The following is a 21,080-nucleotide window of genomic DNA, read 5'->3' as shown; positions in this document are numbered from 1 at the left end:
TTGTGGAAGGGCTCCCTCCTGCCGTCGTCGAAATGATCGTCGAGGAGCAGGGCGCGATACTCCTGAGCAAGCAACCTTGTTTCGAGATCATCGCGCAGCGCAGAGAGCCGGAAGAACTGGCGTAGTCTGCCCGTGGTGTCTCTCCGATTAGGCGGTGTGATGAACGGTATGTGACGCCGACATTAATGCCCGCGGCGGTGACCGCGATATGAGCGTCAAGGCGTTGCTCGAGTGCAGCTCGACAAACAAACAAGGTGAGACGCGTATTGCCGCACGTAACGATGCTCCCCACAAAAATGTCGGGCCTACTACACCTGCTGTCAGGTTTGTCAGGTGCGCGCCATGGTGCTGTTCCGCCCGACTTCCTACCGCGCTCTCGTGGAAGTCCTTGAAGCATAGGCACAAGATTCCTTCTGAGGCTCGATCCGGCCAGAGTGGCATGAGTCTTGAAACTTTCTCGTCGCGCGGCGGCAGCTGTCTTCTCCCGAGAAAGCGCGCGAGTCAAAGTCGAATTGCAGGTGAACGCATGGTGACGCAGTAGAACTTTGTGGATGCGGTTCGACCCGGGGAGAACAAAACTCCGGGCAGAGGTTTGGGAGGGTTGTTTGTCTGTGTCTGACAAAATTGCGATCTTCGGTATGGCGAGCGTTTTTTCGGTCACCCATGCGCTATTCGCAGTCGCTCAAGAGGCCAGGGCCGTGACTAACCCCCTGGCCTATATGCTGCAACCTATCACAAAATCCCAGGGGATGCTGAAAACCTTCGAACAAAGCCGGGAGACATTTCCGGGCGAGGTTCTGCTCGATATGAACGCTACCTATCTCGACCGACAGATCTACAATCCGGCCACGGCGCGCTACGACCACGTTAAACTGCGCGGCTATCAAGACGCCCGCCAGACCGGCTTATCCGGTGCCGACACGCCATTGGTTGGACCGACCATCGATCTACGGCCCGGTCAGACGGTGCGGGTAACGCTTCACAACCTGTTCCCTCAGGATTCCACCTGCGGCATCGGCGGTGGCAGTGCCAATACCCCCCATTGCTTCAACGGTACCAACCTGCATTCGCACGGTCTCTGGGTAAATCCGTCTGGCAATGGCGATAATGTGCTGATCTCAATCCGTCCCGGCGTTTCGTTCCAATATGAATACAACATCGCCGTTGAGCATCCCGCCGGCACCTTCTGGTATCACCCACACCTACACGGATCAACCGCATTGCAGGTGTCGAGTGGCATGTCCGGGGCGTTGATCATCCGTGGCGATCGCATGCCGACACCGACCGAGACTGGCGATATCGACCGCCTATTGAAGCAGCCGGGCGGCTCCGATATCGCCGAACGGGTTTTGGTGCTACAGCAGATTCAATATGCTTGCACCGATAACAATGGCGACATCACTTATGATTGCCAGCCAGGACAGGTGGGCGGCATCGAAAGCTACGATCAGTTCGGACCTGGCAGTTGGCCGGCTTCGGGCCGCTTCACCAGCGTCAACGGCCAGGTGCTTGGTCAGTTGGCATTAGCGGAGGCTGGCTCGGTCGAGCGGTGGCGGATGATACACGCCGGGGTTCGCGACACCATCAATTTCGAAATCCGGCGCAAGACCGGGACGACCGCGTTCCGCACGCTTGCGGCAGCGGACACCGACAGATGGATCGATCAGAATTGCGGCAAGGATACTATTCCGTATGGGGTGGTGGCCCAGGACGGGCTGACAATGGCGCAGGTGCAGATGCGGCAGCAAGCGATCCTGCAACCGGGCTACCGCGTTGACGCGCTGGTGGTGTTGCCAGGAGCGGGTGACTACTGCATCATCGATGGCGCCGCACCGGCAGCGGCCAGCGTCAACCAGGAGGCTCCAAGCCGACGGCTTCTCGGCATAGTCACTGCAGTAGGCGGCCATGCCGTCAATGGCGAGATCGGCACCTATCTGCAGGATTGGCTGATTTCGGCGGCTGAGCGCACGATGTCACAGAATGTCGCCGGCAAGGTTATCGATGACCTCAAGAACGAGATGTCGCTCTCAAGCTTTATTCCCCATCCGGACATCGACGCGGGCGAGGTCACCGGCGAGCAGCAACTGGTGTTTAACATCGATGTGAAACAGCCGGGTGCCACCTTCTTCGAGGTTGACGGCAAACCTTATGATCCCAACCGCATCGACCGGACGTTGCCGCTGAGCGGAGTCGACGAATGGACGCTCCGCTCGGATTTCGTCAGCCACCCATTCCATATCCATGTCAATCCGTTTCAGATCATCAAAATTGTCGATGCGGCCGGCAACGATGTCAGCGCGCTTGGCGCCGATGACGACGGCGATCCGCAATATCCAGGCTTGAAAAATGTCTGGAAGGACACGCTGTGGATCAAGAATCCCGGCACCGATCCGTCGGCGCGCTACACGATCACCGTGCGGACGCACTACCAGCGCTATATCGGCGAGTTCGTTCTGCATTGCCACATCCTCGATCATGAGGACCAGGGCATGATGCAGAACATCAGGATCACCCTGCCGGACGGCCAGGGTGGCACCGTTTCCGGCCATCATTAGGGCGTCGATCGCCATTGGGAGGAACTATGAGCTTCACTGGCACTTGGAGTTATCGCAGCCTGATCAACAATCCCGATTTATCGGTTGATTTCAATGCACTGGAATTTGGCCAGGGAACGCTGGTGCTGACCGAGTTGGCTCGGCGCAAGGTCGGCGGAACCATTGGTGGGCCCGGGTGGTCGCTGGAATTGACCGGTACGGTGCGTCCGGGAGACCCTGTCGAGCTGCAATTCACTGGAAAGGGCGATGTGGCCGGCGAGACCTGGATCTACAGCTATCGCGGCTACATCGTGCCGAACTGGCCGAATGGCGTCGATCAAAGGGACGCCATTGTCGGTAGCATCGTCCGCGACGTCCCGCATTCGCATGGGGTCGCCGCAGCCGGCTACGTTGCCTCCTGGTATGCCGTGCGACAGTGATGCTCCAGCATTTGCCGCAGCTCGAAGACATTCGGATCAACATTCACCGGCCAGGGTCTGGGTCGACGGACCGATGCCTCACATTTGAACCGCGTGCTCTGGCGGTTCAGCGGGATGTGCTGCCCGAACTTGTCGAACACGATCGTCGCCAGCAACTGAGGGCCGATGAAGCCGCGCGGGCGTCGCATGGAACGGTGCGGGAGCCTGACTGATCGCCTCGCAATCGCGGCAGGTAAATTTCTCGCGCACCGTCTCGATCACCTTGAATCGGCGCGGGATATCCTCCAGCGTTTCCGTCACGTCCTCGCCCAGCTTCGACAGCCGCGAGCCGCCACAGCAGGCACATGCCGTCGGCGCTTCGATGACGATGCGTGCGCGCTCGACGTCTTTGGGCCACGCCTTGCGCACTGGACGCTTGCGGGCGAAGGCGCGCACGGACTGCGTTCTGGCCGCGGCCTCTTGGACGCTCAGTTCGTCCTCGGCGGCCTACGCCACGAGCTCTTCGAGCTGCAAATTCCAACTGATCGATCAGCCGCTGCGTGCGCTCGCGGCGCGGCCCGTGCTTCTCGCGCTCCAGCTTGCCGATCAGCAACTGCAAATGCACGTTGAGCGCCTCAATGTTCGACAGCCGCGCCTTCGCGTTGGCCGCTTCCGCCTCAGCTTGCAGCCGCGCAGCAGGTTCGGCCAGCAGCGCCGGATGAGCGCTGGCAAGGTCCGATGGCAGGGTAAGCGGCGGCAATGTCATAACGACATTGAATCAGATTTCTCAACAATCTCAATGTAAAAATTCAGTCAAACCCGGCTGGGGCGCCAGGTTTCCTGCCGTGCGCGCCAGTCAATTCCCTCCAGCGACAACGGATGTTGATGCCCCTCCTGGTGAGGCTGAATGATTCTCAGATCGAGTTGATGAATGGTACGGTTGCGAAGGTCGCGAACCGCGTTGACGACCGCCGGGGAATTTTGGAACAAATATGCTCCGGTTGATTGCTGGTCGATGAGCAGGCGCTTCCGCCTGATTTGAACGTAAATCCAATTGACGGGAATATCGAGCCTGGCGGCAAGTTGTACGGCGCTGAGCAAACTAGGTTCGTGTGTCCATCTGTTGCGCTGTGCCTTTACCTAGATGCCCGCTGCAAGGCGGAGGCGTTGCACAGTGATTGGCAAAACCTTCTCCTCACAATTGGGCGAATGGTGTCCTTTGCGCGTCAGTATTTCAGGCTTCGACATATCCCTGTGTCGCAGACACGGGTATCAGCAAGGTCGATCCACCACGATGTTCAACCTCATACGACGGCGCGAAGTTGCCGCCTCTACGTCCCACCTCACGGATCACATTAAAGGAGCGTCCAAATAACGGATGGCTCGGATCCAGCACCTCGATCTTGTCCGGTGATGATTCGTCAGACTCACAAGCAGGGATATTTCTGTAGACCTTCGAGCAGATAACCGAGCTGCGCCGGTGTGATCACCACCGTGCCGTCAGCGGCTGACGGCCAGATGAAGCGGCCGCGCTCCAGCTTCTTCGTGAACAGACAAGCGCCCTGGCCGTCACGCTAGATAAACCTTCCTCGCTCCAATTTTTTCGTGAACAGGCAGGCCCCCTGGCCATCGTGCCAAACGACCTTGATCAGATCGCCGCGTTTGCCCCAAGGCGGCGCATCCTCGGATGCTTACTTTTGTCCGGAAAGCTTGCCGTTTTGGCCGCATTGAACTCATCAAATAAGGATTTGCGCCGCGCGGACGAGCACGCGGCGCTTTTATTCGGCAGGGAAAGCAGCTTCGTCTAAGCCTTTGGCCATATTCGATGAATTCTTGCTCCACAATCTCTGACGGGCCAGCGCCGGCAGGGCAGAGGAGATTAATCCTTCAAGAGGCTTTTGTTCTCAGTCGTCGGCACGTACTGGAAAGTGTCTTGTCCTTGCTCAATGGCCGGACCGGAGCCGCCTTCGTAAGCGAGGTTCCAGCTCGTGACTATCTCAGTGTTGTTGCCGTTGACCTGTGCGTAGCCGGTCCATCCGGTTGCGGAATTGCAGTTCTCCGTCGAATTGTTCCAGCCGACCGAAAATGCGATGAACGTCCCGTTTACCCTTCCTGTTAGCGGATAGGGCGAGTTCTGGCATCCGGTGCCCTGGGCTCTGTTTACATATTGGCCGGAGACGTTTCCGAACGAGTCGACTTGAATGATCATCGTCGAGCCGGACTGGTTCTGCCAACTGCTGGAAGCCGATGCGATGCTTGAAAAATCCTTGAAGTTGCTTGCATCGAAAGCAAGAGCTGAGGTTGCTACAGCAAACACAAGTGCTGCAACTGCATTAGTACGGATCATGGTTTTTCCTCCTGATGTGCGCCGACCGTCGGCGATCGTACCGAAGGTTGCATATAAACTCGTAATAATCAATCAATCCGAGTAGCAATTTCCCGGGTTGAGAAAACCGAAAGACGGGCCGCGCGTTGCGTGGCGCGGCCCGAGAACGAGCATCAGGAGTGAAGACTTACACGATGCAAATTACGAACGGGATAGCGCAACGCTAATATCTTGACCATCATTGGAACGGACAAACTGCATGGCCGCAACCCCGAGAGCTACCTCACGGACGTCCTAACCCAGATCAAAGATTAACCGGTAGATAGGCTTGAAGACCTGTTGCCGTGGAATATGCTTCCGACGGTCTCCACTGCGCAAAAGGCCGCCTGATGGCTCGTTCGATGCATATCTGCACGATCGAAGACGTGGCCACCATGACCGGCGAGAACCTCGAACTGCTCAGAGAGATCGTATCCATCCGAGCAGGGCCGCGGGATTTTGGGCGCCGCGCGTAGTAACTTCGGTTCATGGAGATCGGATCGAACTGCACGGAGATCGGGTGAGAATCGGCGCCGACGGTACGCCATCACATGACCGCGACAGACCCGATCATCCGCCAACACTTGCCGATCGTGCATGAGGCGATGCATCACGTCACCCATATGACCGTGCGCAACCGCGGCACCTTCGGCGGCAGCGTCGCGCATGCGGATCCAGCGACCGAGATGCCGATGATGACACGGTTCCTCGGTGGGACGGTCATCGCCTCCTCTCAGCGCGGCAGACGCGAAATACCTGCAGCCGATTTTTTTGTCGGATCGCTGGTCAACTCGTTGGAACCGGACGAGTTTGTAATTCGCGTCGAGCTCGACGCGATGAGACCGGATGCCGGATGGGGATTTGAGGAGTTTGCAAAACGCCACGGGGACTTCGCACTCGCTTGCTTTGCGACGACGCTGCATTGTGTAGATGGCAGGGCGTCTGACGTTCGCGTTGGCATGATGGGCGTTGGTGAAACCCCGCTGCGGCTTGAAGAGATCGAGGGCATCATCGAGGGGACGGATGTTTCCGAGCCGGTTCTCGATACGGTGGCGGATCGCCTGGCTGGAATCCTCACGCCCAACACGGATATCCATGCCTCTGCAGATTACCGCAGGCATCTCTCAGGCGTCCTTGCCAAACGGGCCCTTCGCGCCGCCTGGAGCCGCGCGAACCACGAAAGGCTTCAAGCAAGATGAGTGAGAAGACGATCACCGTCAGCGTCAACGAAGCGTATATGACGCGCACGATCGAAGCACGAACGCTGCTGAGCCACTTCCTGCGCCAGGATCCTTTGCCTGACCGGAACCCATGTCGGGTGCGAACATGGCGTTTGCGGTGCCTGCACCGTCATTCTCGATGGAAGGAGCGCACGCTCCTGTCTGATGCTTGCAGTGCAGGCAGACGGGAGCGAAATCGAAACCATGGCCAGGGAAGCGTCGATACTCGGACGAATCCAAGAAGCGTTCCGCCAGCATCATGGCCTGCAATGCGAATTTGTAGGCCCAGTTTCATCGTTGGCGATCATCGACCTTCTTCGCCACCATCCGCTGGAAACCGATGATAAGATCAGGGAAGCGCTCTCAGGAAACATCTGTCGTTGTACGGGCTATGAAAACATCGTCAACGCCGTCCGCGAACTGGCTAGCAAGAGAGGACCTTTAAGATGAAGATGCATTTTCTCGAGGCCGGCCGGCTTCGTATGCGCCGGTCCATTTACGTCCCTGGGGCGCTGAAGGAAGAAGCGATTGAATTGCCGGTTCACGCCACCCTGATGCGCCATCCCCAAGGCAACGCGCTGTTCGATAGCGGATGCAATCCAGAGGCCGCCATCGATCCAGGCGCGCGATGGGGTGGGTTAAGCAAGGTTATGACCCCGATCTTTTCGCCAGAGCGGACGGTCGTTCATCAGTTGAAGACTCTTGCTCTCGATCCCGAGGACATAGATGTTGTGATCTGTTCACATCTGCATCCCGATCATTGCGGCTGCAACGCGTACTTTCGGCGCGCAACGATCCTCTGCCACGAAGCGGAGGCGCAGGCCGCCACGGCAAGCGGTGCAGAAAATCAAGGCTATCTTCGAGGAGAATGGGACCAGCCCCAGGGTTTCCAGACCTTCAATGCCGAGCATGACGTCTTTGGCGACGGGCGCATCGTCTTGCTGCCCATGCCGGGTCATACCCCCGGAATGACCGTCGCCCGTGTCGAGCTGGAAAAAGATGGTTCATTTATACTCGCTTCAGATGCTGCCCCGCTCCAGGCGAGCGTCGACACCGGTATCGCTCCGAGAAATACTTGGAACATCGAACTCGCCGCAGAGGCACTCGCTCGCCTGAAAGCTCTTCGGGAGCGGGGAGCTTCTATCATTTTCGGCCACGACGACGCGCAATGGCAAGAGTTGCGAAAGGGTGTGGAGTTCTACGAATGAGCCAGCAGGACCATTCCGTCGAGCTGCGGCCCAAACTTGTCGGCAAGCGGGACAAGCGCACCGAAGATCCACGTCTGCTGACGGGTGTTGGTCAGTATGTCGATACATGGCGCCGCGGTATGTTGCATATCGCATTGCGACGCTCCGACCAGCCACATGCCCGAATCCTGAACATCGATGTCGGCGATGCGTTCTCGGTGCCCGGCGTCGTCGCGATCTATGACGCGAGCGACCTGGAAGGAGAGATCAAACCTGCCATACCGACCTCGCGTATGCCTGGTTATTACGCCACCCCCATATGGCCACTTGCACGCGGGAAAAGGTGGCCGTTCTACTGGATCGTGTCCCAGTACGTGGCGTAGGTGACGGTAGGGAGTAAAGCCGAGCGCCCGCGCGTTTCATTGCGCTGTAGCGGGTGATCGGCTTTGCGGGCGGCCATCCTCATCAGCGGCTGGAGATAGATCAGATAACCGCCCACGGTGACAAGGATGCCGATCTGGAGTAGCGGCTCGGAGATGCTGGTCCCAACGAAACTGCCCACCGGTTCCGCTTCCGCAAAGATGATCGACAGCTCAACCCCCTCGAGCGTGGATTCCGATGGCGGCGTCTCGGCCCGATGCAGAACGCGCGCCCCGAGCCAAAGCGTGCTTTTTTCGCCCACCCAGCTTCTTTAGAGGTTGGAGGTGAATTTTATCGCGCCCTTCAACACTGCGACCGCGAGATAGAGGGATACGAGAAAGAGAAGAGACCGGTATGACGCTTGCTCGGTCGCCTCATTGACGATCCGGCGCTGGAGTTCGAGAGGCGCCGCGCCGATAACGAAAAGAGCCAGGGACAGCCCTGCGACCAACGCCTGATGACGCCTTCCCATCAGCCAGATGAAGCCGAATAGTTCGGAGAGCATCGAATCCGTCGCGCCTCCGGTCTTTTGCGGGACGCGGCCGGACAATTAAATCCTGGAGGGCCAGATGTTCATCGCGCACTCACGGGTCAGAGAGAGCGCTCGACGCGCCCGGTTCGGGAGTCGTGGGATGGCCTCACCAGTAGGACGCTCACGACCGTCCCCACCATGAGGATCAGGATGATGAGGAGAAGCCTCGACACGACGGCGTCTGCGATGACCCTGACAAACATGACGGAAACTCCAGGGACGATTTCATAGTTTGAGAGAGCTCACCATGCGGTAGCCAGGGTGATGTTGTTTACCACGCCGCCGACGCCGCGGATGCTTTCCGCCGCCACCCTGGCCGCCGAGCATTCCAGCTCCGTCTCGACCTCTCCCCTCAGGGTGACTGCCCCGTTGGAGACGGTCGCATTGACGATGGGGAACCTTATTTCGAACTCGGTTTCCAGGCGGCCACGAACGGCCGTCCCTAGGGCCTCGTCGCCGGAAGCAGTACACTGCCGTCGAACATCGAGAAGCGCTCGCATCAAGTCGTGACGGCTGATTATGCCGGCGAGTCTGCCGTTCGGTGTTTGATGTCGTGGGCCTGCAGGAGTTCTGCGAGCTGGCTCGCGGTTGCGCTCGGGGCGGCGCTGACGACGGGCGTCGACATCACGTCCTTGACGCGCCAGCTTCGGGCCTTCACATAGTCCGCCAGTGCATCTTCGCGGTCGCGCGTATGCGGTACCGCCCGTCTCGCCCAGGATGACGCCACCCGGCGCAGCAGGTCTCCCCGGTGACGATGCCGGTGAGCCGCCCTTCGCCATCGATGACGGGCACCGCGCCGATCTTGCTGGCGTTGACGATCTCGACGGCTTCCCTGACGTTGTGTCCCTCGTCGAGCGTCGTCACGGGGTCGTCATGATGTCTCTAGCAAGCATCGCGCTGTCTCCTTTTCGATCGGACAATTACGGAGCCAACTTGTTGAGCGCATTGACGTGGATCAAGGCAGACACGAAGCCGCGGGAGGCATTCTTCACGCGTCGTCGTCTCTGAAGCCTTCCGACGAAGTGCGGCGTCAGGCTCGCCCGCATTGCAACTTATTGAGGATCGAGGCGTTACGGTTCGGTCTCGTCCTCGCGCGGCGTACCAAATTCTTCCCGCGCCGTCGCAAGGAGTCTTATGCAGCAACCCGTCAAGCTGGTATCCGTCGGCACCGCCGTTCCGCCACATGTCATCGACCAGCGTGACGCGGCGCGAGCCTCGCACACCGCGTTCTCATCGCGATTTGACGATTTCGAAAAGCTGGCAAGGGTGTTCGAAACCTCGGGAATTCGGCGCCGCTATGCCGTCCGGCCGATCGAGTGGTATCTCGAGACGTCGGGATGGCCCGAACGAAACCTCGCTCATATCGAGGGCGCGGGTGCAATGTTCGTCGCCGCCGCCAGCAAAGCTCTCGTGTCGGCGGGCATTGCAGCAGGCGATGTCGACACGATCGTAACCGTCTCCTCGACTGGTATTGCGACACCTAGTCTGGAAGCGAGGGTAAGCCGAGAACTGGGCTTCCGGGACGATGTCGAACGGGTTCCCGTGTTTGGCCTCGGCTGTGCCGGCGGAGTCTCTGGGCTTTCAATCGGGTCACGGCTGGCGGCATCCCGGCCAGGCTCAGTCGTGCTGGTGGTCGCCGTCGAGACCTGCACGTTGGCATTTCGCATGGACAAGCTTACGAAGGCGAACATCGTGGCGACCGCCCTCTTCGGCGACGGGGCCGCCGCCTGCGTGGTGCGTGCTAGTGAGACCGGTCTGGCCGAGGTCGAACTTGCAGGCCAGCATACGTGGCCCGACACGCTAGACATCATGGGATGGAGCGTCGATCCGGAGGGTCTGGGCGTGATCTTCGATCGTGCGATACCACCGTTCGCCGAAACTCATGTGCTGAAGGGCGTAACGTCCATACTCGCCCGATCAGATCTTGCTCCTGCCGACGTTGACCGGTTTGCGTGCCACCCCGGTGGATCAAAGGTTATCACCGCCTTGGAATCGGCGCTTAAACTAAGCCAGGGAACCCTCGACCAGGAACGTGAGGTTCTCTCGGACTATGGGAACATGTCCTCGCCAACCGCGCTGTTCGTACTCGAGAAGCTTCTTGCGCAAGGACTACCCAGGAGAACTGTCCTGACGGCGATGGGACCGGGCTTCACCCTTAGCTGCCTCTCGTTGACGGCTGCAGCATGACCCGGCGATCATTCTCCAGGACGTATTAAGATCGCATCGTTTGCAGAACGAACAGGACTCGAAACAGATAGCTGACGCTGCAAAGGCTGCGATTGCCGTGGGACACCCCAAGTCGAAGGCGAGGTTGCCACCTCGCACTCGAATCCTTTCTCCTGCGTGCCGGCGTAGCTGCGGCAGTATGGCTGGTGGTAGTCGCTACCCAATCCGGTCCTCTGTCGCACTAGGAGGAGCGTGCCCAGCGCCAATTCTGGATTTCCGGCAAGTCTTCTCCACGCTCCCGTACGAACGCCCGGTGCTCGTCGAGCTTTGCATGCAAGGCTGCCGTCACATCTGGCACCTTTTCGGCGAGGCCGGGCACGCGCGCGATCGGTCGCGATGTCTATCTGCGTGTATCTGAACCATGCGATCCAGCCATGGCACTGAATGTGCATCGGCAAACAAAAGCGGATTTACAACCAACGTTGTCAGATACGTCTCCCCCAAGCGGCATTGATGTCTCGGGGCCAGTGTCTCTCGATTACGCCTGTCATCGATCGCCGACCTCGGCAGGCCACAAGGAGTGGGAAACTTTGATCTCCTACGCACTTTGCTCATCGCTTCCCATTCCTAGCTGCATTGAAGCGTGGGGCAGAGTGACTTCAAATAGGCGCTTCAGCGGAGTCCACCGACCGAGGCACTGGATGTTCGCAACCAACTGCCGCTTTTCCGGAAGATGATGAGTTAAGGTGGCAGGAAACGGAATAAGACTGGTTGACGAGAAGCCCGGGAAAAACAACAGAAACTGGTTCGAAAGTTCTTGTTCGTTCATCAGCGCTTTTTGTTGGATTGTGAGAGCACGGATCCTGCCAACTGCTTGGTAGCAGTGCTGTATTTCGTGCTCGATAGAACCTGCGAAGCCTTGTCCTCCATCGCAGCTCCTGTCTGCTTTGAGGTGCCCGCCTGCAAGGGCTCTGTTGCAAGATCGACTCCGACTATGTCCTGATGTACCCGGCGATCCGCCCCGGCAGCTACGTCCTCATTTCCGTGACCGACACCGGCACCGGAATGACGTCCGATGTGATGGAGAGGGCTTTCGACCGTTCTTCACCGCGAAACCGACGGGCTCGGGAACGGGGCTTGGGCTGAGCATGGTCTACGGTTTCGCAAAGCAATCCGCAGGGCACCTGCAGCTCTACAGCGAACTTGGCGAAGGGACGACGGTGCGCCTCTTTCTTCCACGCGCCGACGCCGGAAAGGATTCTCATCCGAACGAGCAGCGGGCTGAGGAAGCCCCGCCTCGGGGCACGGAAACTATCCTGGTGGTCGAGGACGACGCGAGAGTTCGCCGAGTGACGGTCAGCCGCCTGCAGACGCTTGCCTACTTCGTGATCGAAGCTACGAACGGGATCGACGCGTTGAAGGAGCTGGAGGCGGGGCATGACGTAGCGCTCCTGTTCAGTGATGTGGCCATGCCGGGAATGAACGACGACGAACTGGCCCGGAATGTCCGGGAGCGCTGGCCGAGGGTGAAAATTCTCCTGACGTCGGGCTTTTCTGAACCCCATGCCGCGGACAAGGAGATCGAAGCGGGCGCCGGCTGGCTGAAGAAGCCGTACACTGCATCGGAGATGTCGACCCGTCTCAGGCTGCTGCTCGCCGCGAGGCCTAATAGCGATTCTGCTCGACAGCAGGATTTCAATTTAGAAAAATCAAACCCGAACCTCAATCGCGCTGCCGTTGCGGGGACTCATATCTTTCTTCGCGGAAGATCCCAGCCTACGTCGCCACCCAAGGTCGCTCTCCAAGAACATCAATGGTCGCCTTGTGCTCGCGACGGAGGCTCTGCAACGGGTGGTGCGGAATTTCGTTCCGAAGACGAGATCTGCGCGCAAGTCGATCAAGGAAATTGGGCTCTATGCGAAGGGCGCTCAGCGGCGCCCTTGCTGCTGAGTGTGGGCAGAGCAGTAATGTCTAGCCAATCCCGATATTCGATCACCCGACCGTCAGTCGGTCGTCGAGAGTGCTGATCCCTGGAGCGGACCATGCAGCGCGCTCCGCCGCCTGCCGTTCCGACCAGGTCTTCACCTTGCCGGAGAGGATTACCTTTCTGCCTTGGACGTCGATTCTGATTGCATCGGCCTCAAGAGCGGCGTCGCGCTGGAAAGCATCCTCGATGCGTTTCTTGACATCCACCGCCGTAATATGCGGCTTCAGCTCCACTAGGTTGGACACCCCTACTACGCCGGCGAGATCCCGCACGGCGTCGTAGGCCGCGTTCTTTTGATATTGCCACTCGACCTCTCCCCGCAAGGTGATCCACCCTTTGAGGACCCGCACCTGCACCGAATCCTTTGGCACGGAAACGTTCCAGTCGAGCATTTTGACAGCGCGCCGGGCGATGTAGTCGTCGTCTGTTTCCTTCGGCCCGAAAATCCGGACCTCGATATCGGCAGCTATTCCGCGCACGCCCTTGACGCGACTAACCACGCGCTCTGCGGCTTCTTTCTCCGCGTAGGTGCGCACGTGACCAGTCAGTGTGACGATCCCGCTATCGACCGCGACGCCGATATCAGCCGCGTCGATGCTGGGCTCGAATTCCATTTCGTCGAGAATGTTCTGTCTGAGTTGAATGTCGTTCATGACAACCTCCTTCAGGTTTGCGACGTGCCGATCGTGACAGCGCCGCAGATTTTCGTCGTTGATCTTCATCAAGCACGAGAGCGACCTTGGAATTTCAGCGGACAGAACACGGTCTGCGGGCTGCTACTGGGTCTGCACGTCAGCGGCCACGAAGAGGCGGTGGCCGTTCCTCACGACGGTGATGAGAGCACGGGCATGCTCCTTCACGAGTATTGAGAGGAGTTGCCCGACGTCCGTCACCGGCTGCTGGTCGAGAGCGACGATAACGTCGTCCGGCTGCAGGCCGGCCTGTGCCGATGATTGCACTGTGGCGTTATAACATATTGCCAAAGTCTATTTATGGGAACTGCAGTATCGAAGCCAGAAGTGCACCTGTGTTGTGGAGTCGTTAGCGGCCGTAGCCGCGCCATGACCAATTCAAAATCAGCATCGAAGGTCACCATTCCGCCTTTAGCGTCATCACTGGCACAGATATTCCTGATACTCTGTGAAGCACATCTCGCCGCTCAGTTAGAAGCGTATAAGCGGATACGGCGGAATGGCGGGGACTCCATATAGTGCGGGATCAGGCGTTGTTACACACGTGGAACCAGGATGCTGAGCGCGAACGATTCGTACGGCGCGATGAGCCTGCGCCATTAGTGCACGTCGCGCGAGGCCCGCCGCTTTATTTGATATTCAAGAGCAACGGCACCTAAGACTTATGTTCGAAAAGGTAATGACGCTAACGTGATATCGACGATCGACATAAGATGGGATCGCGATGCGCCATCGCGTGCGAGGGTCGACATGCCCTGCGCAACAGCCATGATGAGCCCCGCAAGCGCTACCGGATTTACGTCTGGGCCTATTTCGCCTTTATCTATGGCGTAGGAAATTCGAATCAGTAGCTGTGCCTCAAGATGGCGCCTGATGCCGGCAAGCATCTCCTGCAGATCCATCGAGTCTTGTGAACAGCTTATGACCGACGTTGCCAGCAAGCAGCCCCGAGGGGTTTCCTCTCCGGTAAACTTGGTAGCCGCATTGACAAGCAACTCGTGGACGACCTCCGTGAGCGACTTTCCGTCGCTGACCACGTCCTCAACTGCCGGCCCGCTCGCGAGATAGAGTTCGACAGCCTCCAGAAACAACCGCTTCTTGTCTCCGAAGGCGGTGTAGATGCTCGACGGTTTGACCCCGAGCGCGGCGGTCAATGTGGCGAGAGATGTCCCTTCATAGCCGTACCGCCAGAACAGCACCATCGCCTTTTGGAGAGCAGCATCCCGGTCAAAGGACAGGGGCCGTCCACCCTTCCTAGGCGCATGATAAAGGTCGTCAATCATAGTGATCATTATTAAACTCTTGACGGCTGTGTTCAAGTCCCATAAATGTGTTTCCTAGTGATTGATAGGAAATTAAGATATGCAAAAGCTTACTGGGAAAGTCGCGATCGTGACCGGGTCGTCGAAGGGCATTGGCGCTGGCATTGCTGAGCGCTTGGCTGCGGATGGCGCCTCTGTAATCGTGAACTACGCCCGATCGTCGGACATGGCGCAGGCCGTCGTCGATAGAATTACGGCGGCTGGCGGCTCCGCATTCGCAATCAAAGCCGACATCTCCAACCCGGCCGAAATTTCGTCCCTCGTTCGCGCTACCATCGAGAAGTTCGGAAAGTTGGACATTCTCATCAACAATGCGGCTGTCTATAAAATGGACAGCCTTGAAAGCCTAACCGCTGCGAGCATCGACGAGCACTTTGCTCTTAACGTGCGCGGCCTTCTTCTTATGACGCAGGCCGCGGCTCGCGAATTGGGTGAAGGAGGCGTGATCGTTAATATCAGCTCCGGAATGGCGCAAAGTCCTTATCCTACTGTGCACGCTTACTGCTCAACGAAGGGAGCGGTCAACACGCTCACGCGGTCTCTCGCGCTTGAGCTGGGATCTCGCAAGATTCGGGTAGTAGGGATCGCCCCCGGTTTCACCGCCACGGAAGGCAACGCCGATATCCGAGACGTTGCGTCCGATGGCTACTTGATCGGTAAAACGCCGCTAGGTCGAATAGGCGAGCCTACTGACATCGCCGCAGCAGTCTCCTTCGCGGTATCTAGCGACGCGGATTGGATAACGGGAAGCACGATCGACGTCGCGGGCGGCATGATCTTTTAGATATTACCATCGAGCGACCGCGCAACGGTCGTTCTCAATGCGATCGAATTCTATTATCCTGGGTCAAGGGATAGCACGCAGTTAAACTCATGGGGTCGTCCAATCGCAGCCGGGCGCGTCAATAGTAAGTTGTGTCGAAGCAGCGCTTCCGGGTGCATTGTTGTCATCGCGTTCCATATCGCTCGCCGCATGAAGGAGCTTGCCGGCCCGAGCGAGATCACCTTCACCGTCTTCGACGAGATCGGCTATGCCGAAGCGGCTCCGGCTCAGTGAGCCGGCCGTACACTCATGTATGATCGCCCGGATATGTCCGGGTCGATCTTAGGGACGCTTGAGTTCGCCAGCCGGTGCAAGATTTATGGTGAAAAATACAATAATAATGTGCACCATTGTGGCAACCTGGGGGAACGACATGAGGAAACTTTTAATTGGACTTGCCGCCATCGTCGTGTTGGTCTGCGGTGTAGCTGGGACATATCTTTATCATCTGTTTGAAGAGCGGAGACTCGAAGAGACACTTGCGTTGCAAGAGCGCTCGCTGGCCCTCACCGAAGCCATTCTACAAACCGGGGCCAAGCCAGACGACTGGAGCAACCGCATCTTTCTACCCGAGCGCGCGCTGAGAGGACTTGTAAGCGGGCTCAATGGGATCGAACGCGTCGTTCGCCTCGGCGATAAGGATCCCGAAGGACACTATGATGGCGCAGTCATAGTGCGGGTCGAAGAAGCGGTGCTGAGCACGAACGATGGCTCATTTCATGCCAAATTATCGCTTTCCGCTCATTATCAAGCCGATAAAAAGACGTCTTGGTGGGCAGGAACGACAGCATTTGCTGAACTCGATACCATGCTCCTTCCGCTGCCCGACAAGGACGACAAAGGCCGGAACGCAATCCGCCTTCATCTCGTCCCGTACGCAGTTAAGCCTAAATTCAATTGGGGAAATTTATCATTAAGTTCGGGGGACCTCTTAGCCGAACTAATCGCCGACGGAGCTTTTACGGGTTGGGGCAAGGAACTCGTTATTCCGGGGCCAAGCATTGTGAGTGACTTAGAACTGGACATTGGCAAAGCGAATTCCAGTCACAACAAGTTCGAAGTGAGCGGCGGGTATGATCTTGCGATTAAGATCAATCGCGACAAGCTTCATAGAAGCATTGCAGCCGAAATCCCCGTATCGACGACAAACGGCATTTGGATGCTCGGCGGAAAAACTATCGACGAGGTCTTCTCGCACTTGGCCGAAACAAAAGAAACGACTTCTGAAGCGCTTGAGCGCCGCAGGAAATCGGTTTCCGACCGTCTGCGCCCTTTCCGCGACGATCGCGATCTCGTCTATGTCCGAATCCACAATACTCCGATTTTAGAGATGGCTTCAGAGCTCCGTCAGGCAACGACGGGCTCGATCAGCAGTTCCAATGCGAGCGGAGAGATCGCTCACCCAGCCTTGCTGAAGGACGACCTCTTAGGTGAGGTCAGCCTTGTCGTCACGCCACGTGGGCCGTCATTTCTCTCCGGATTGTTCGACGTTCAGCCACCAGACATCAAGTGGGTGCCTGGGGTTGGCCTTCAAACCGCACTTCGAGTAGATGCAAGCCTGAAAGTGGAACTGCACACCCACACGAATGCCGCCTTTGTTGGAGGAGGTTTTGGCAATGATATCGATCTTCACGCCAAAACGTCACTCGATCTTCCAGTCTCGATAAAAGTGGCGAAGCAAACGGTCGCCGCCGGCTCGGCGATTGTTCTGATACCCGAGCTTGCCTGCCGACGTATAACCATTGGCGTTACCCCGAGCGCGCCTAGCGACATCGCGGCGAATGCGTGGCTTACCATTCATCAGTTGAGGATTGACGTTGAGCGCAACATCGGCGGCGGGAAACAAGCGCCTTCAATTTTGATCTCCAGCCTCCCGACATTCTACCCCTTCGGCAAAAACGAGGAGCCAAGGCCCGACGAACGCGAGTATACGAACTTCGGTCGCAGAGGTGTTGAGGTCGCATGGGATCCGAAGGACGTCGTGGTGGGGGCGGATTATCTTGAGCTCTCCGCAGGTTACTCGATAGTTCCAAAAACGGGTGATGCGGGTCCGGTTTCGAAGGAACAGTTTGACGCTTTCAAGACAGCCCTTAACGAAGCCGTTCCCGCTATTGCCTGCGAGCCCGATGACAACTTCATTCTTAAGTCTTGGAATGTCACGCTACTAGATAAGAACTTGCTTGCCAAAGCAATCATGGACGCCGTTCGGGCGGGGCAGCATGTGGCGGAGGAAACGAAAAAAGAATTGACCAAGCTCTACGAGCGGCCTTTCGACTCCCTCAAAGATCTTCCTGACAACGCCTGGCGGGAGGGGACGAAAGGCGTTCAGGGCGCAGTCGACAACGCCAAAGCTGCAGCAGATGCCGCCGCGAAGGCTGCCGCCGATCTCGCGAAGGGGATCGCCGATGCCGCTCAGAAAGCAAAGGATGATCTTGAGCGTTCCGATCTTAACCCTGGGAATTGGCATTGGTGACACTATCAGTTCCGCGAAACTTCGACCAAGTTCTCTTTGTCTGAACGCCGATGTAACTGCACCACCCGAAGAGAGCGAAATAGACGTATATTTGTATCGGTTGATAGATCCACGGCATATTCCCGGTGACGTCTCCGATACAAAACATGCTCGGTGATCCGGAAGCATACCTAAGAGCCCGTCTCGAAAGGGTTGAGTAGCTGGCGCGGTCGTGATTCCGAATTGGGTGTCGAAGCCTAATCGGAGAGACCTGATGTGGACGCCAGCTACCCGTCGCCAGCATAACCGAGAAAGCCTGCGTTATGAAACCGATCTGACGGATCGCGAGTGGAATTTGATTGCGCCGATGATGCCGGCTGCGGCGAAGACGGGACGTCCGCGCGGATGGCCGCTGCGCGAGATCATGAATGCAATCTTCTATGTCATGCGCGGCGGCATCGGCTGGCGGCTTCTGCCGTCCGACTTTCCGCCGAGAAGCACGGTGTTCCGGTGGTTCTGCCGGTTCCGCGACGACTGCCTGTTCGAGAAGATCAATCACCAGCTTCTGATGCAGGATCGGCAGCGATGCGGACGCGAGGCCTCGCCCACGGCCTCGGTCATCGACAGCCAGACGGTCAAGACCTGCGAGAGCGGCGGGCCGCGCGGCTATGATGCGGGCAAGAAGATCAAGGGCCGCAAGCGCCATGCACTGGTCGACACCGACGGTCGGGCGCTGGTGCTGTTCCCGCATCCGGCCAATATCCAGGACCGCGACGGAGCGGGCCCGGTGCTGCAAGCCTCGCGGCGGCCATTTCCATTTGTCGGCAAGGTCTTCGCCGATGCAGGCTACCAAGGCCCGCGCGTGGCCGAAGCCACGTCCATTGCAGTCGAAATTGTCAGGCGAAAGCCCGATCAGATCGGCTTCGCCGTGCAGCCGAGGCGATGGGTGGTCGAGCGCTTCTTCGCCTGGATCAGCCGTAACCGCAGGCTATGGAAGGACGCCGAGGCGACCATCGAATCCGCCACCGCTTTCCTCTACGCGGCAGCCGTCATGATCCTCGTCAGACGCATCGCACGCCAATCATGACCAGTTTCGGCACGGACTCTTAGTGGCACGGTTTTTTACCTGCTCAGTGCCGACCATAGCTCTGTCGAGGTTTTTAGACGCAAATGCTCGTCACCCTTGAGATCTCCATGATCTCTTTGAAAAGTACCCGATTGCCCTATCGTCCAAGAGGTCAGCTTCAATATTGAAAGCCGCCGCCACGATGTCGTCCATTTCCTTGGCTCGATCAACCGTTGCGTAACGCGCTTCGAGCCTTTGCTGTTGCAGGTCTATGGTGTCCTTCCAATAGCGGGTGCCTTTTATATCTGCGTGTGTGTCAACGAAGCGGGCAAGGGGTCCCCCGGCCCCCCAGCCAACGAAACCTGGACATGCGCGGCAGAACTCGTAGAGTTTTTCGTCACGAGTCGCGATCCACACATCGTGCTCGATCACTCCAAACATGAACTGCTCTCGTGAATTATTCACGATATCAGCGGCGGAGATCAGTTTTAGGTCATTAGCACCGTTCAGCGCGATACGGTGTAGCTCTTGGACCCGGGTCAAGCCTTTGGCGCCGCCCTTCTTCAGTTTCGTGAAATTGTTCACAGTGGCCGACTTCCGCGTCCTCACAACGTCAGTCATACCCTTTTCAGGAGCGAATACGTATCGCGCGATCGACAATTCCTTCAGGCTGATGAGGTTAAGGACTTCCTCGCAGTAGTCGATGTAGAGCGTGAATTTTTCAAACCCGTCCAACGCTTCCAGGCGATAAATAATGTTTAAGGCCAGCAGTGACGCATAAGAGCAGGCGATGGTCGTCTGACGCTCCGGTGATAGTGCACTGAAGGCCTCGGGCTCAAAACTTTCGCCGGCGAAAGGAACCTTCACTGAGTTAGGGTCATCCCGGAACTTGGGCAGGTAGTCTCTGCAAAACCTTTCGAACGCAGCCTCGACCGGAGCCCGTCGCCCCGGCGGAAGCTCCTGGTAGGCAGCAGCAGGCGATATGAAAACGCCGTATTTTGACGTCGTCTCGATCAACCTTGCCAGATCGACAATGCCTGCGTCTTTCAAGTCCTTATGCCGCTGCGATCCGTTATACGCGATTTCAATCGTCAGCAGGATGTTGGTGTCCACCATCACATTTGTCTGCCTTCGGTTCCGGTAATTCTCGCGGATTAAGCCTTTGTTGATCTTAATTATTTCGGGAGAGCTGGAAGAGGATTTGAAAGTGTGTACGGTCATATTCTCTGTTTCTGCATTGAGCGTCTATTCATTTGCCCGGTCGCCATACATTCGCCACCGCCAATACACCTAAGTAACAACCTTACGTTACTAATTCTCTAGGTTCTTGGGCGACGAGACGAGCTTCGCTCGCAGGTCCGGACTAATCATCACAGTGCCTGAACACTGCGCGACGTTCTCAGCGAGAGCGTCGCATTGCGGGAGCCTAAATTCTCATTCCGTTCGCCCTTAGCGTATGCTTCGCACGCCTCTTGTTCCCCCAATAAACGACGAGTTTGGTGAGTGGTACACGACGCTGATCGAGGCCGTTCAGGACGATATTGTAAGGGCAGTCGGGGCTTCTAGAAGCCAAACGGCAGCAACTTCCTTTCCCTCCCCTTCTCATCCGACACCTTGCACAACAGAATGGCCCAGAAGGCCGTGCCCGCAAGATGAAGCGACAAAGACAATTCTCGAAGACTTGGCGCTACACGAGCTGCGCGTGGCCCGAAAAAACTCAGCAGGATCTGGCACGCGCACTCTATGTGAAGCAGCCGGCTGTCGCAAAGCTGGAGCAGCGTGGCGATATCTATGTCAGCAGCCTGCGACGCTATATGGAGGCTTTGGGCGGCACGTTCGAGATCACCGCGAAATTCCCCGACGCCTCGGTCAACATCTAGATTTTCAGCGAAGTG

27 protein-coding genes and 3 pseudogenes are annotated in these 21,080 nt (G+C 57.7%); 15 read left to right on the top strand and 15 right to left on the bottom strand.

What is annotated here, in order from left to right; translation table 11 throughout:
* Positions 1-2 precede the first annotated feature (2 nt).
* The 3 genes from K6N12_RS34705 (at position 3) to K6N12_RS31255 (ending at position 2,974) form a co-directional block, all read left to right on the top strand.
* Complete coding sequence (locus tag K6N12_RS34705; RefSeq protein WP_009982859.1) at positions 3-125, top strand: hypothetical protein; 123 nt, start codon at positions 3-5, stop codon at positions 123-125.
* Between the two features lie 480 nt (positions 126-605).
* Positions 606-2,555 (top strand): multicopper oxidase family protein, encoded by a 1,950-nt coding sequence (locus K6N12_RS31260; protein WP_018446454.1) that lies wholly within the window; start codon positions 606-608, stop codon positions 2,553-2,555.
* 26 nt (positions 2,556-2,581) lie between these two features.
* Entirely contained in the window at positions 2,582-2,974 is a 393-nt protein-coding gene (locus tag K6N12_RS31255; protein ID WP_004674379.1) for a hypothetical protein, read from the top strand.
* Positions 2,975-3,016: 42 nt separating this feature from the next.
* On the opposite strand, the pseudogene K6N12_RS31250 reads toward K6N12_RS31255, so the two are convergent.
* From K6N12_RS31250 to K6N12_RS31230, 4 genes and pseudogenes are all read right to left on the bottom strand, one after another.
* Positions 3,017-3,719: pseudogene (locus tag K6N12_RS31250) on the bottom strand (transposase domain-containing protein); the annotation flags it as partial.
* A gap of 47 nt (positions 3,720-3,766) precedes the next feature.
* Positions 3,767-4,054 carry a hypothetical protein gene (locus K6N12_RS31245; protein WP_010031604.1) on the bottom strand — a complete coding sequence of 96 codons (288 nt, stop codon included), beginning with the start codon at positions 4,052-4,054 and terminating at the stop codon, positions 3,767-3,769.
* A 326-nt stretch (positions 4,055-4,380) separates the two neighbouring features.
* Positions 4,381-4,608, bottom strand: a pseudogene (tnpB, locus tag K6N12_RS34700) (IS66 family insertion sequence element accessory protein TnpB); the annotation flags it as partial.
* A gap of 224 nt (positions 4,609-4,832) precedes the next feature.
* On the bottom strand, positions 4,833-5,300 hold the full coding sequence (locus K6N12_RS31230; RefSeq protein WP_004674376.1) for an avidin/streptavidin family protein: 468 nt from the start codon (positions 5,298-5,300) through the stop codon (positions 4,833-4,835).
* Between the two features lie 195 nt (positions 5,301-5,495).
* Here K6N12_RS31230 and K6N12_RS35100 point away from each other — a divergent pair.
* The 5 genes and pseudogenes from K6N12_RS35100 to K6N12_RS31205 form a co-directional block, all read left to right on the top strand.
* Positions 5,496-5,669 (top strand): annotated as a pseudogene (locus tag K6N12_RS35100) (transposase domain-containing protein); the annotation flags it as partial.
* Positions 5,670-5,869: 200 nt separating this feature from the next.
* Complete coding sequence (locus K6N12_RS31220; RefSeq protein ID WP_004674374.1) at positions 5,870-6,517, top strand: FAD binding domain-containing protein; 648 nt, start codon at positions 5,870-5,872, stop codon at positions 6,515-6,517.
* Between the two features lie 186 nt (positions 6,518-6,703).
* Entirely contained in the window at positions 6,704-6,988 is a 285-nt protein-coding gene (locus K6N12_RS34890) for a (2Fe-2S)-binding protein (protein ID WP_004674373.1), read from the top strand.
* On the top strand, positions 6,985-7,746 hold the full coding sequence (locus K6N12_RS31210) for an N-acyl homoserine lactonase family protein (RefSeq protein WP_004674371.1): 762 nt from the start codon (positions 6,985-6,987) through the stop codon (positions 7,744-7,746). Before K6N12_RS34890 ends, K6N12_RS31210 begins: the two co-directional genes overlap by 4 nt.
* Complete coding sequence (locus tag K6N12_RS31205) at positions 7,743-8,108, top strand: aldehyde dehydrogenase large subunit (RefSeq protein ID WP_004674370.1); 366 nt, start codon at positions 7,743-7,745, stop codon at positions 8,106-8,108. The genes K6N12_RS31210 and K6N12_RS31205 overlap by 4 nt, the downstream gene beginning before the upstream one ends.
* On the opposite strand, the gene K6N12_RS31200 is transcribed toward K6N12_RS31205, so the two are convergent.
* From K6N12_RS31200 to K6N12_RS31180, 5 genes are all read right to left on the bottom strand, one after another.
* Complete coding sequence (locus K6N12_RS31200; RefSeq protein WP_009992643.1) at positions 8,078-8,407, bottom strand: hypothetical protein; 330 nt, start codon at positions 8,405-8,407, stop codon at positions 8,078-8,080. The genes K6N12_RS31205 and K6N12_RS31200 overlap by 31 nt on opposite strands.
* A 9-nt stretch (positions 8,408-8,416) precedes the next feature.
* A complete protein-coding gene (locus K6N12_RS31195; protein ID WP_004674368.1) occupies positions 8,417-8,650 on the bottom strand; it encodes a hypothetical protein in 234 nt (77 codons plus the stop codon).
* 86 nt (positions 8,651-8,736) lie between these two features.
* Entirely contained in the window at positions 8,737-8,880 is a 144-nt protein-coding gene (locus K6N12_RS31190; RefSeq protein ID WP_010033181.1) for a hypothetical protein, read from the bottom strand.
* A 39-nt stretch (positions 8,881-8,919) separates the two neighbouring features.
* Positions 8,920-9,177 carry a BON domain-containing protein gene (locus K6N12_RS31185; RefSeq protein WP_004674366.1) on the bottom strand — a complete coding sequence of 86 codons (258 nt, stop codon included), beginning with the start codon at positions 9,175-9,177 and terminating at the stop codon, positions 8,920-8,922.
* 154 nt (positions 9,178-9,331) lie between these two features.
* A complete protein-coding gene (locus K6N12_RS31180; RefSeq protein WP_008534154.1) occupies positions 9,332-9,541 on the bottom strand; it encodes a CBS domain-containing protein in 210 nt (69 codons plus the stop codon).
* Positions 9,542-9,811: 270 nt separating this feature from the next.
* Between K6N12_RS31180 and K6N12_RS31175 the strand changes: the two genes are divergently transcribed.
* Positions 9,812-10,864 carry a type III polyketide synthase gene (locus K6N12_RS31175; RefSeq protein ID WP_004674362.1) on the top strand — a complete coding sequence of 351 codons (1,053 nt, stop codon included), beginning with the start codon at positions 9,812-9,814 and terminating at the stop codon, positions 10,862-10,864.
* A 220-nt stretch (positions 10,865-11,084) separates the two neighbouring features.
* Here the strand turns inward: K6N12_RS31175 and K6N12_RS31170 are convergent, their stop codons facing one another.
* Positions 11,085-11,222, bottom strand: coding sequence for a hypothetical protein (locus K6N12_RS31170; protein ID WP_257784652.1), 138 nt, complete (start codon positions 11,220-11,222; stop codon positions 11,085-11,087).
* A gap of 219 nt (positions 11,223-11,441) precedes the next feature.
* Positions 11,442-11,672 (bottom strand): hypothetical protein, encoded by a 231-nt coding sequence (locus K6N12_RS31165; RefSeq protein WP_004674360.1) that lies wholly within the window; start codon positions 11,670-11,672, stop codon positions 11,442-11,444.
* A gap of 319 nt (positions 11,673-11,991) precedes the next feature.
* Here K6N12_RS31165 and K6N12_RS31160 point away from each other — a divergent pair, with 319 nt between their 5' ends.
* Entirely contained in the window at positions 11,992-12,870 is an 879-nt protein-coding gene (locus tag K6N12_RS31160) for a response regulator (protein WP_004674359.1), read from the top strand.
* Here the strand turns inward: K6N12_RS31160 and K6N12_RS31155 are convergent.
* The 3 genes from K6N12_RS31155 to K6N12_RS31145 all read right to left on the bottom strand — a co-directional run bounded on the left by K6N12_RS31155 (position 12,836) and on the right by K6N12_RS31145 (position 14,814).
* A complete protein-coding gene (locus K6N12_RS31155; RefSeq protein WP_004674356.1) occupies positions 12,836-13,483 on the bottom strand; it encodes a BON domain-containing protein in 648 nt (215 codons plus the stop codon). The two genes, K6N12_RS31160 and K6N12_RS31155, sit on opposite strands and share 35 nt — an antisense overlap.
* 123 nt (positions 13,484-13,606) lie before the next feature.
* Positions 13,607-13,789, bottom strand: coding sequence for a PDZ domain-containing protein (locus K6N12_RS31150; protein ID WP_010030806.1), 183 nt, complete (start codon positions 13,787-13,789; stop codon positions 13,607-13,609).
* 395 nt (positions 13,790-14,184) lie between these two features.
* On the bottom strand, positions 14,185-14,814 hold the full coding sequence (locus tag K6N12_RS31145; RefSeq protein WP_010030804.1) for a TetR/AcrR family transcriptional regulator: 630 nt from the start codon (positions 14,812-14,814) through the stop codon (positions 14,185-14,187).
* A 70-nt stretch (positions 14,815-14,884) separates the two neighbouring features.
* Between K6N12_RS31145 and K6N12_RS31140 the strand changes: the two genes are divergently transcribed.
* The 4 genes from K6N12_RS31140 to K6N12_RS31125 all read left to right on the top strand — a co-directional run bounded on the left by K6N12_RS31140 (position 14,885) and on the right by K6N12_RS31125 (position 19,206).
* Entirely contained in the window at positions 14,885-15,628 is a 744-nt protein-coding gene (locus tag K6N12_RS31140; protein ID WP_018247133.1) for an SDR family NAD(P)-dependent oxidoreductase, read from the top strand.
* 129 nt (positions 15,629-15,757) lie between these two features.
* Entirely contained in the window at positions 15,758-15,901 is a 144-nt protein-coding gene (locus tag K6N12_RS31135; protein ID WP_155774532.1) for a hypothetical protein, read from the top strand.
* Between the two features lie 139 nt (positions 15,902-16,040).
* Complete coding sequence (locus K6N12_RS31130; RefSeq protein WP_225881307.1) at positions 16,041-18,140, top strand: hypothetical protein; 2,100 nt, start codon at positions 16,041-16,043, stop codon at positions 18,138-18,140.
* Between the two features lie 253 nt (positions 18,141-18,393).
* Positions 18,394-19,206: an IS5 family transposase gene (locus tag K6N12_RS31125; RefSeq protein ID WP_018247132.1), complete on the top strand. Its 813-nt coding sequence runs from the start codon at positions 18,394-18,396 to the stop codon at positions 19,204-19,206.
* A gap of 90 nt (positions 19,207-19,296) precedes the next feature.
* Here K6N12_RS31125 and K6N12_RS31120 read toward each other — a convergent pair whose 3' ends face one another.
* A complete protein-coding gene (locus K6N12_RS31120) occupies positions 19,297-20,406 on the bottom strand; it encodes a hypothetical protein (RefSeq protein ID WP_018247131.1) in 1,110 nt (369 codons plus the stop codon).
* A 431-nt stretch (positions 20,407-20,837) separates the two neighbouring features.
* On the opposite strand from K6N12_RS31120, the gene K6N12_RS31115 reads away from it, so the two are divergent.
* A complete protein-coding gene (locus K6N12_RS31115) occupies positions 20,838-21,065 on the top strand; it encodes a helix-turn-helix domain-containing protein (RefSeq protein ID WP_004680466.1) in 228 nt (75 codons plus the stop codon).
* Positions 21,066-21,080 lie beyond the last annotated feature (15 nt).

This window comes from Rhizobium redzepovicii, from assembly GCF_019793435.1.
Lineage (GTDB): Bacteria > Pseudomonadota > Alphaproteobacteria > Rhizobiales > Rhizobiaceae > Rhizobium > Rhizobium redzepovicii.
The sequence above is the reverse complement of the archived record's forward strand: the minus strand, read 5'-3'. Positions and strand labels throughout refer to the sequence as shown.

Excerpts from the sequence above, each read along its gene's own strand:
- K6N12_RS31160 (WP_004674359.1), top strand. The coding sequence starts at position 11,992 with ATGGTCTACGGTTTCGCAAAGCAATCCGCAGGGCACCTGCAGCTCTAC.
- K6N12_RS34890 (WP_004674373.1), top strand. The coding sequence starts at position 6,704 with ATGCTTGCAGTGCAGGCAGACGGGAGCGAAATCGAAACCATGGCCAGG.
- K6N12_RS31175 (WP_004674362.1), top strand. The coding sequence starts at position 9,812 with ATGCAGCAACCCGTCAAGCTGGTATCCGTCGGCACCGCCGTTCCGCCA.
- K6N12_RS31145 (WP_010030804.1), bottom strand. The coding sequence starts at position 14,814 with ATGATCACTATGATTGACGACCTTTATCATGCGCCTAGGAAGGGTGGA.
- K6N12_RS31195 (WP_004674368.1), bottom strand. The coding sequence starts at position 8,650 with ATGCTCTCCGAACTATTCGGCTTCATCTGGCTGATGGGAAGGCGTCAT.
- K6N12_RS31140 (WP_018247133.1), top strand. The coding sequence starts at position 14,885 with ATGCAAAAGCTTACTGGGAAAGTCGCGATCGTGACCGGGTCGTCGAAG.
- K6N12_RS31210 (WP_004674371.1), top strand. The coding sequence starts at position 6,985 with ATGAAGATGCATTTTCTCGAGGCCGGCCGGCTTCGTATGCGCCGGTCC.
- K6N12_RS31155 (WP_004674356.1), bottom strand. The coding sequence starts at position 13,483 with ATGAACGACATTCAACTCAGACAGAACATTCTCGACGAAATGGAATTC.
- K6N12_RS31125 (WP_018247132.1), top strand. The coding sequence starts at position 18,394 with ATGTGGACGCCAGCTACCCGTCGCCAGCATAACCGAGAAAGCCTGCGT.
- K6N12_RS31230 (WP_004674376.1), bottom strand. The coding sequence starts at position 5,300 with ATGATCCGTACTAATGCAGTTGCAGCACTTGTGTTTGCTGTAGCAACC.
- K6N12_RS31190 (WP_010033181.1), bottom strand. The coding sequence starts at position 8,880 with ATGTTTGTCAGGGTCATCGCAGACGCCGTCGTGTCGAGGCTTCTCCTC.
- K6N12_RS31165 (WP_004674360.1), bottom strand. The coding sequence starts at position 11,672 with ATGAACGAACAAGAACTTTCGAACCAGTTTCTGTTGTTTTTCCCGGGC.
- K6N12_RS31220 (WP_004674374.1), top strand. The coding sequence starts at position 5,870 with ATGACCGCGACAGACCCGATCATCCGCCAACACTTGCCGATCGTGCAT.
- K6N12_RS31115 (WP_004680466.1), top strand. The coding sequence starts at position 20,838 with ATGAAGCGACAAAGACAATTCTCGAAGACTTGGCGCTACACGAGCTGC.
- K6N12_RS31255 (WP_004674379.1), top strand. The coding sequence starts at position 2,582 with ATGAGCTTCACTGGCACTTGGAGTTATCGCAGCCTGATCAACAATCCC.
- K6N12_RS31120 (WP_018247131.1), bottom strand. The coding sequence starts at position 20,406 with ATGACCGTACACACTTTCAAATCCTCTTCCAGCTCTCCCGAAATAATT.
- K6N12_RS31185 (WP_004674366.1), bottom strand. The coding sequence starts at position 9,177 with ATGCGAGCGCTTCTCGATGTTCGACGGCAGTGTACTGCTTCCGGCGAC.
- K6N12_RS31205 (WP_004674370.1), top strand. The coding sequence starts at position 7,743 with ATGAGCCAGCAGGACCATTCCGTCGAGCTGCGGCCCAAACTTGTCGGC.
- K6N12_RS31130 (WP_225881307.1), top strand. The coding sequence starts at position 16,041 with ATGAGGAAACTTTTAATTGGACTTGCCGCCATCGTCGTGTTGGTCTGC.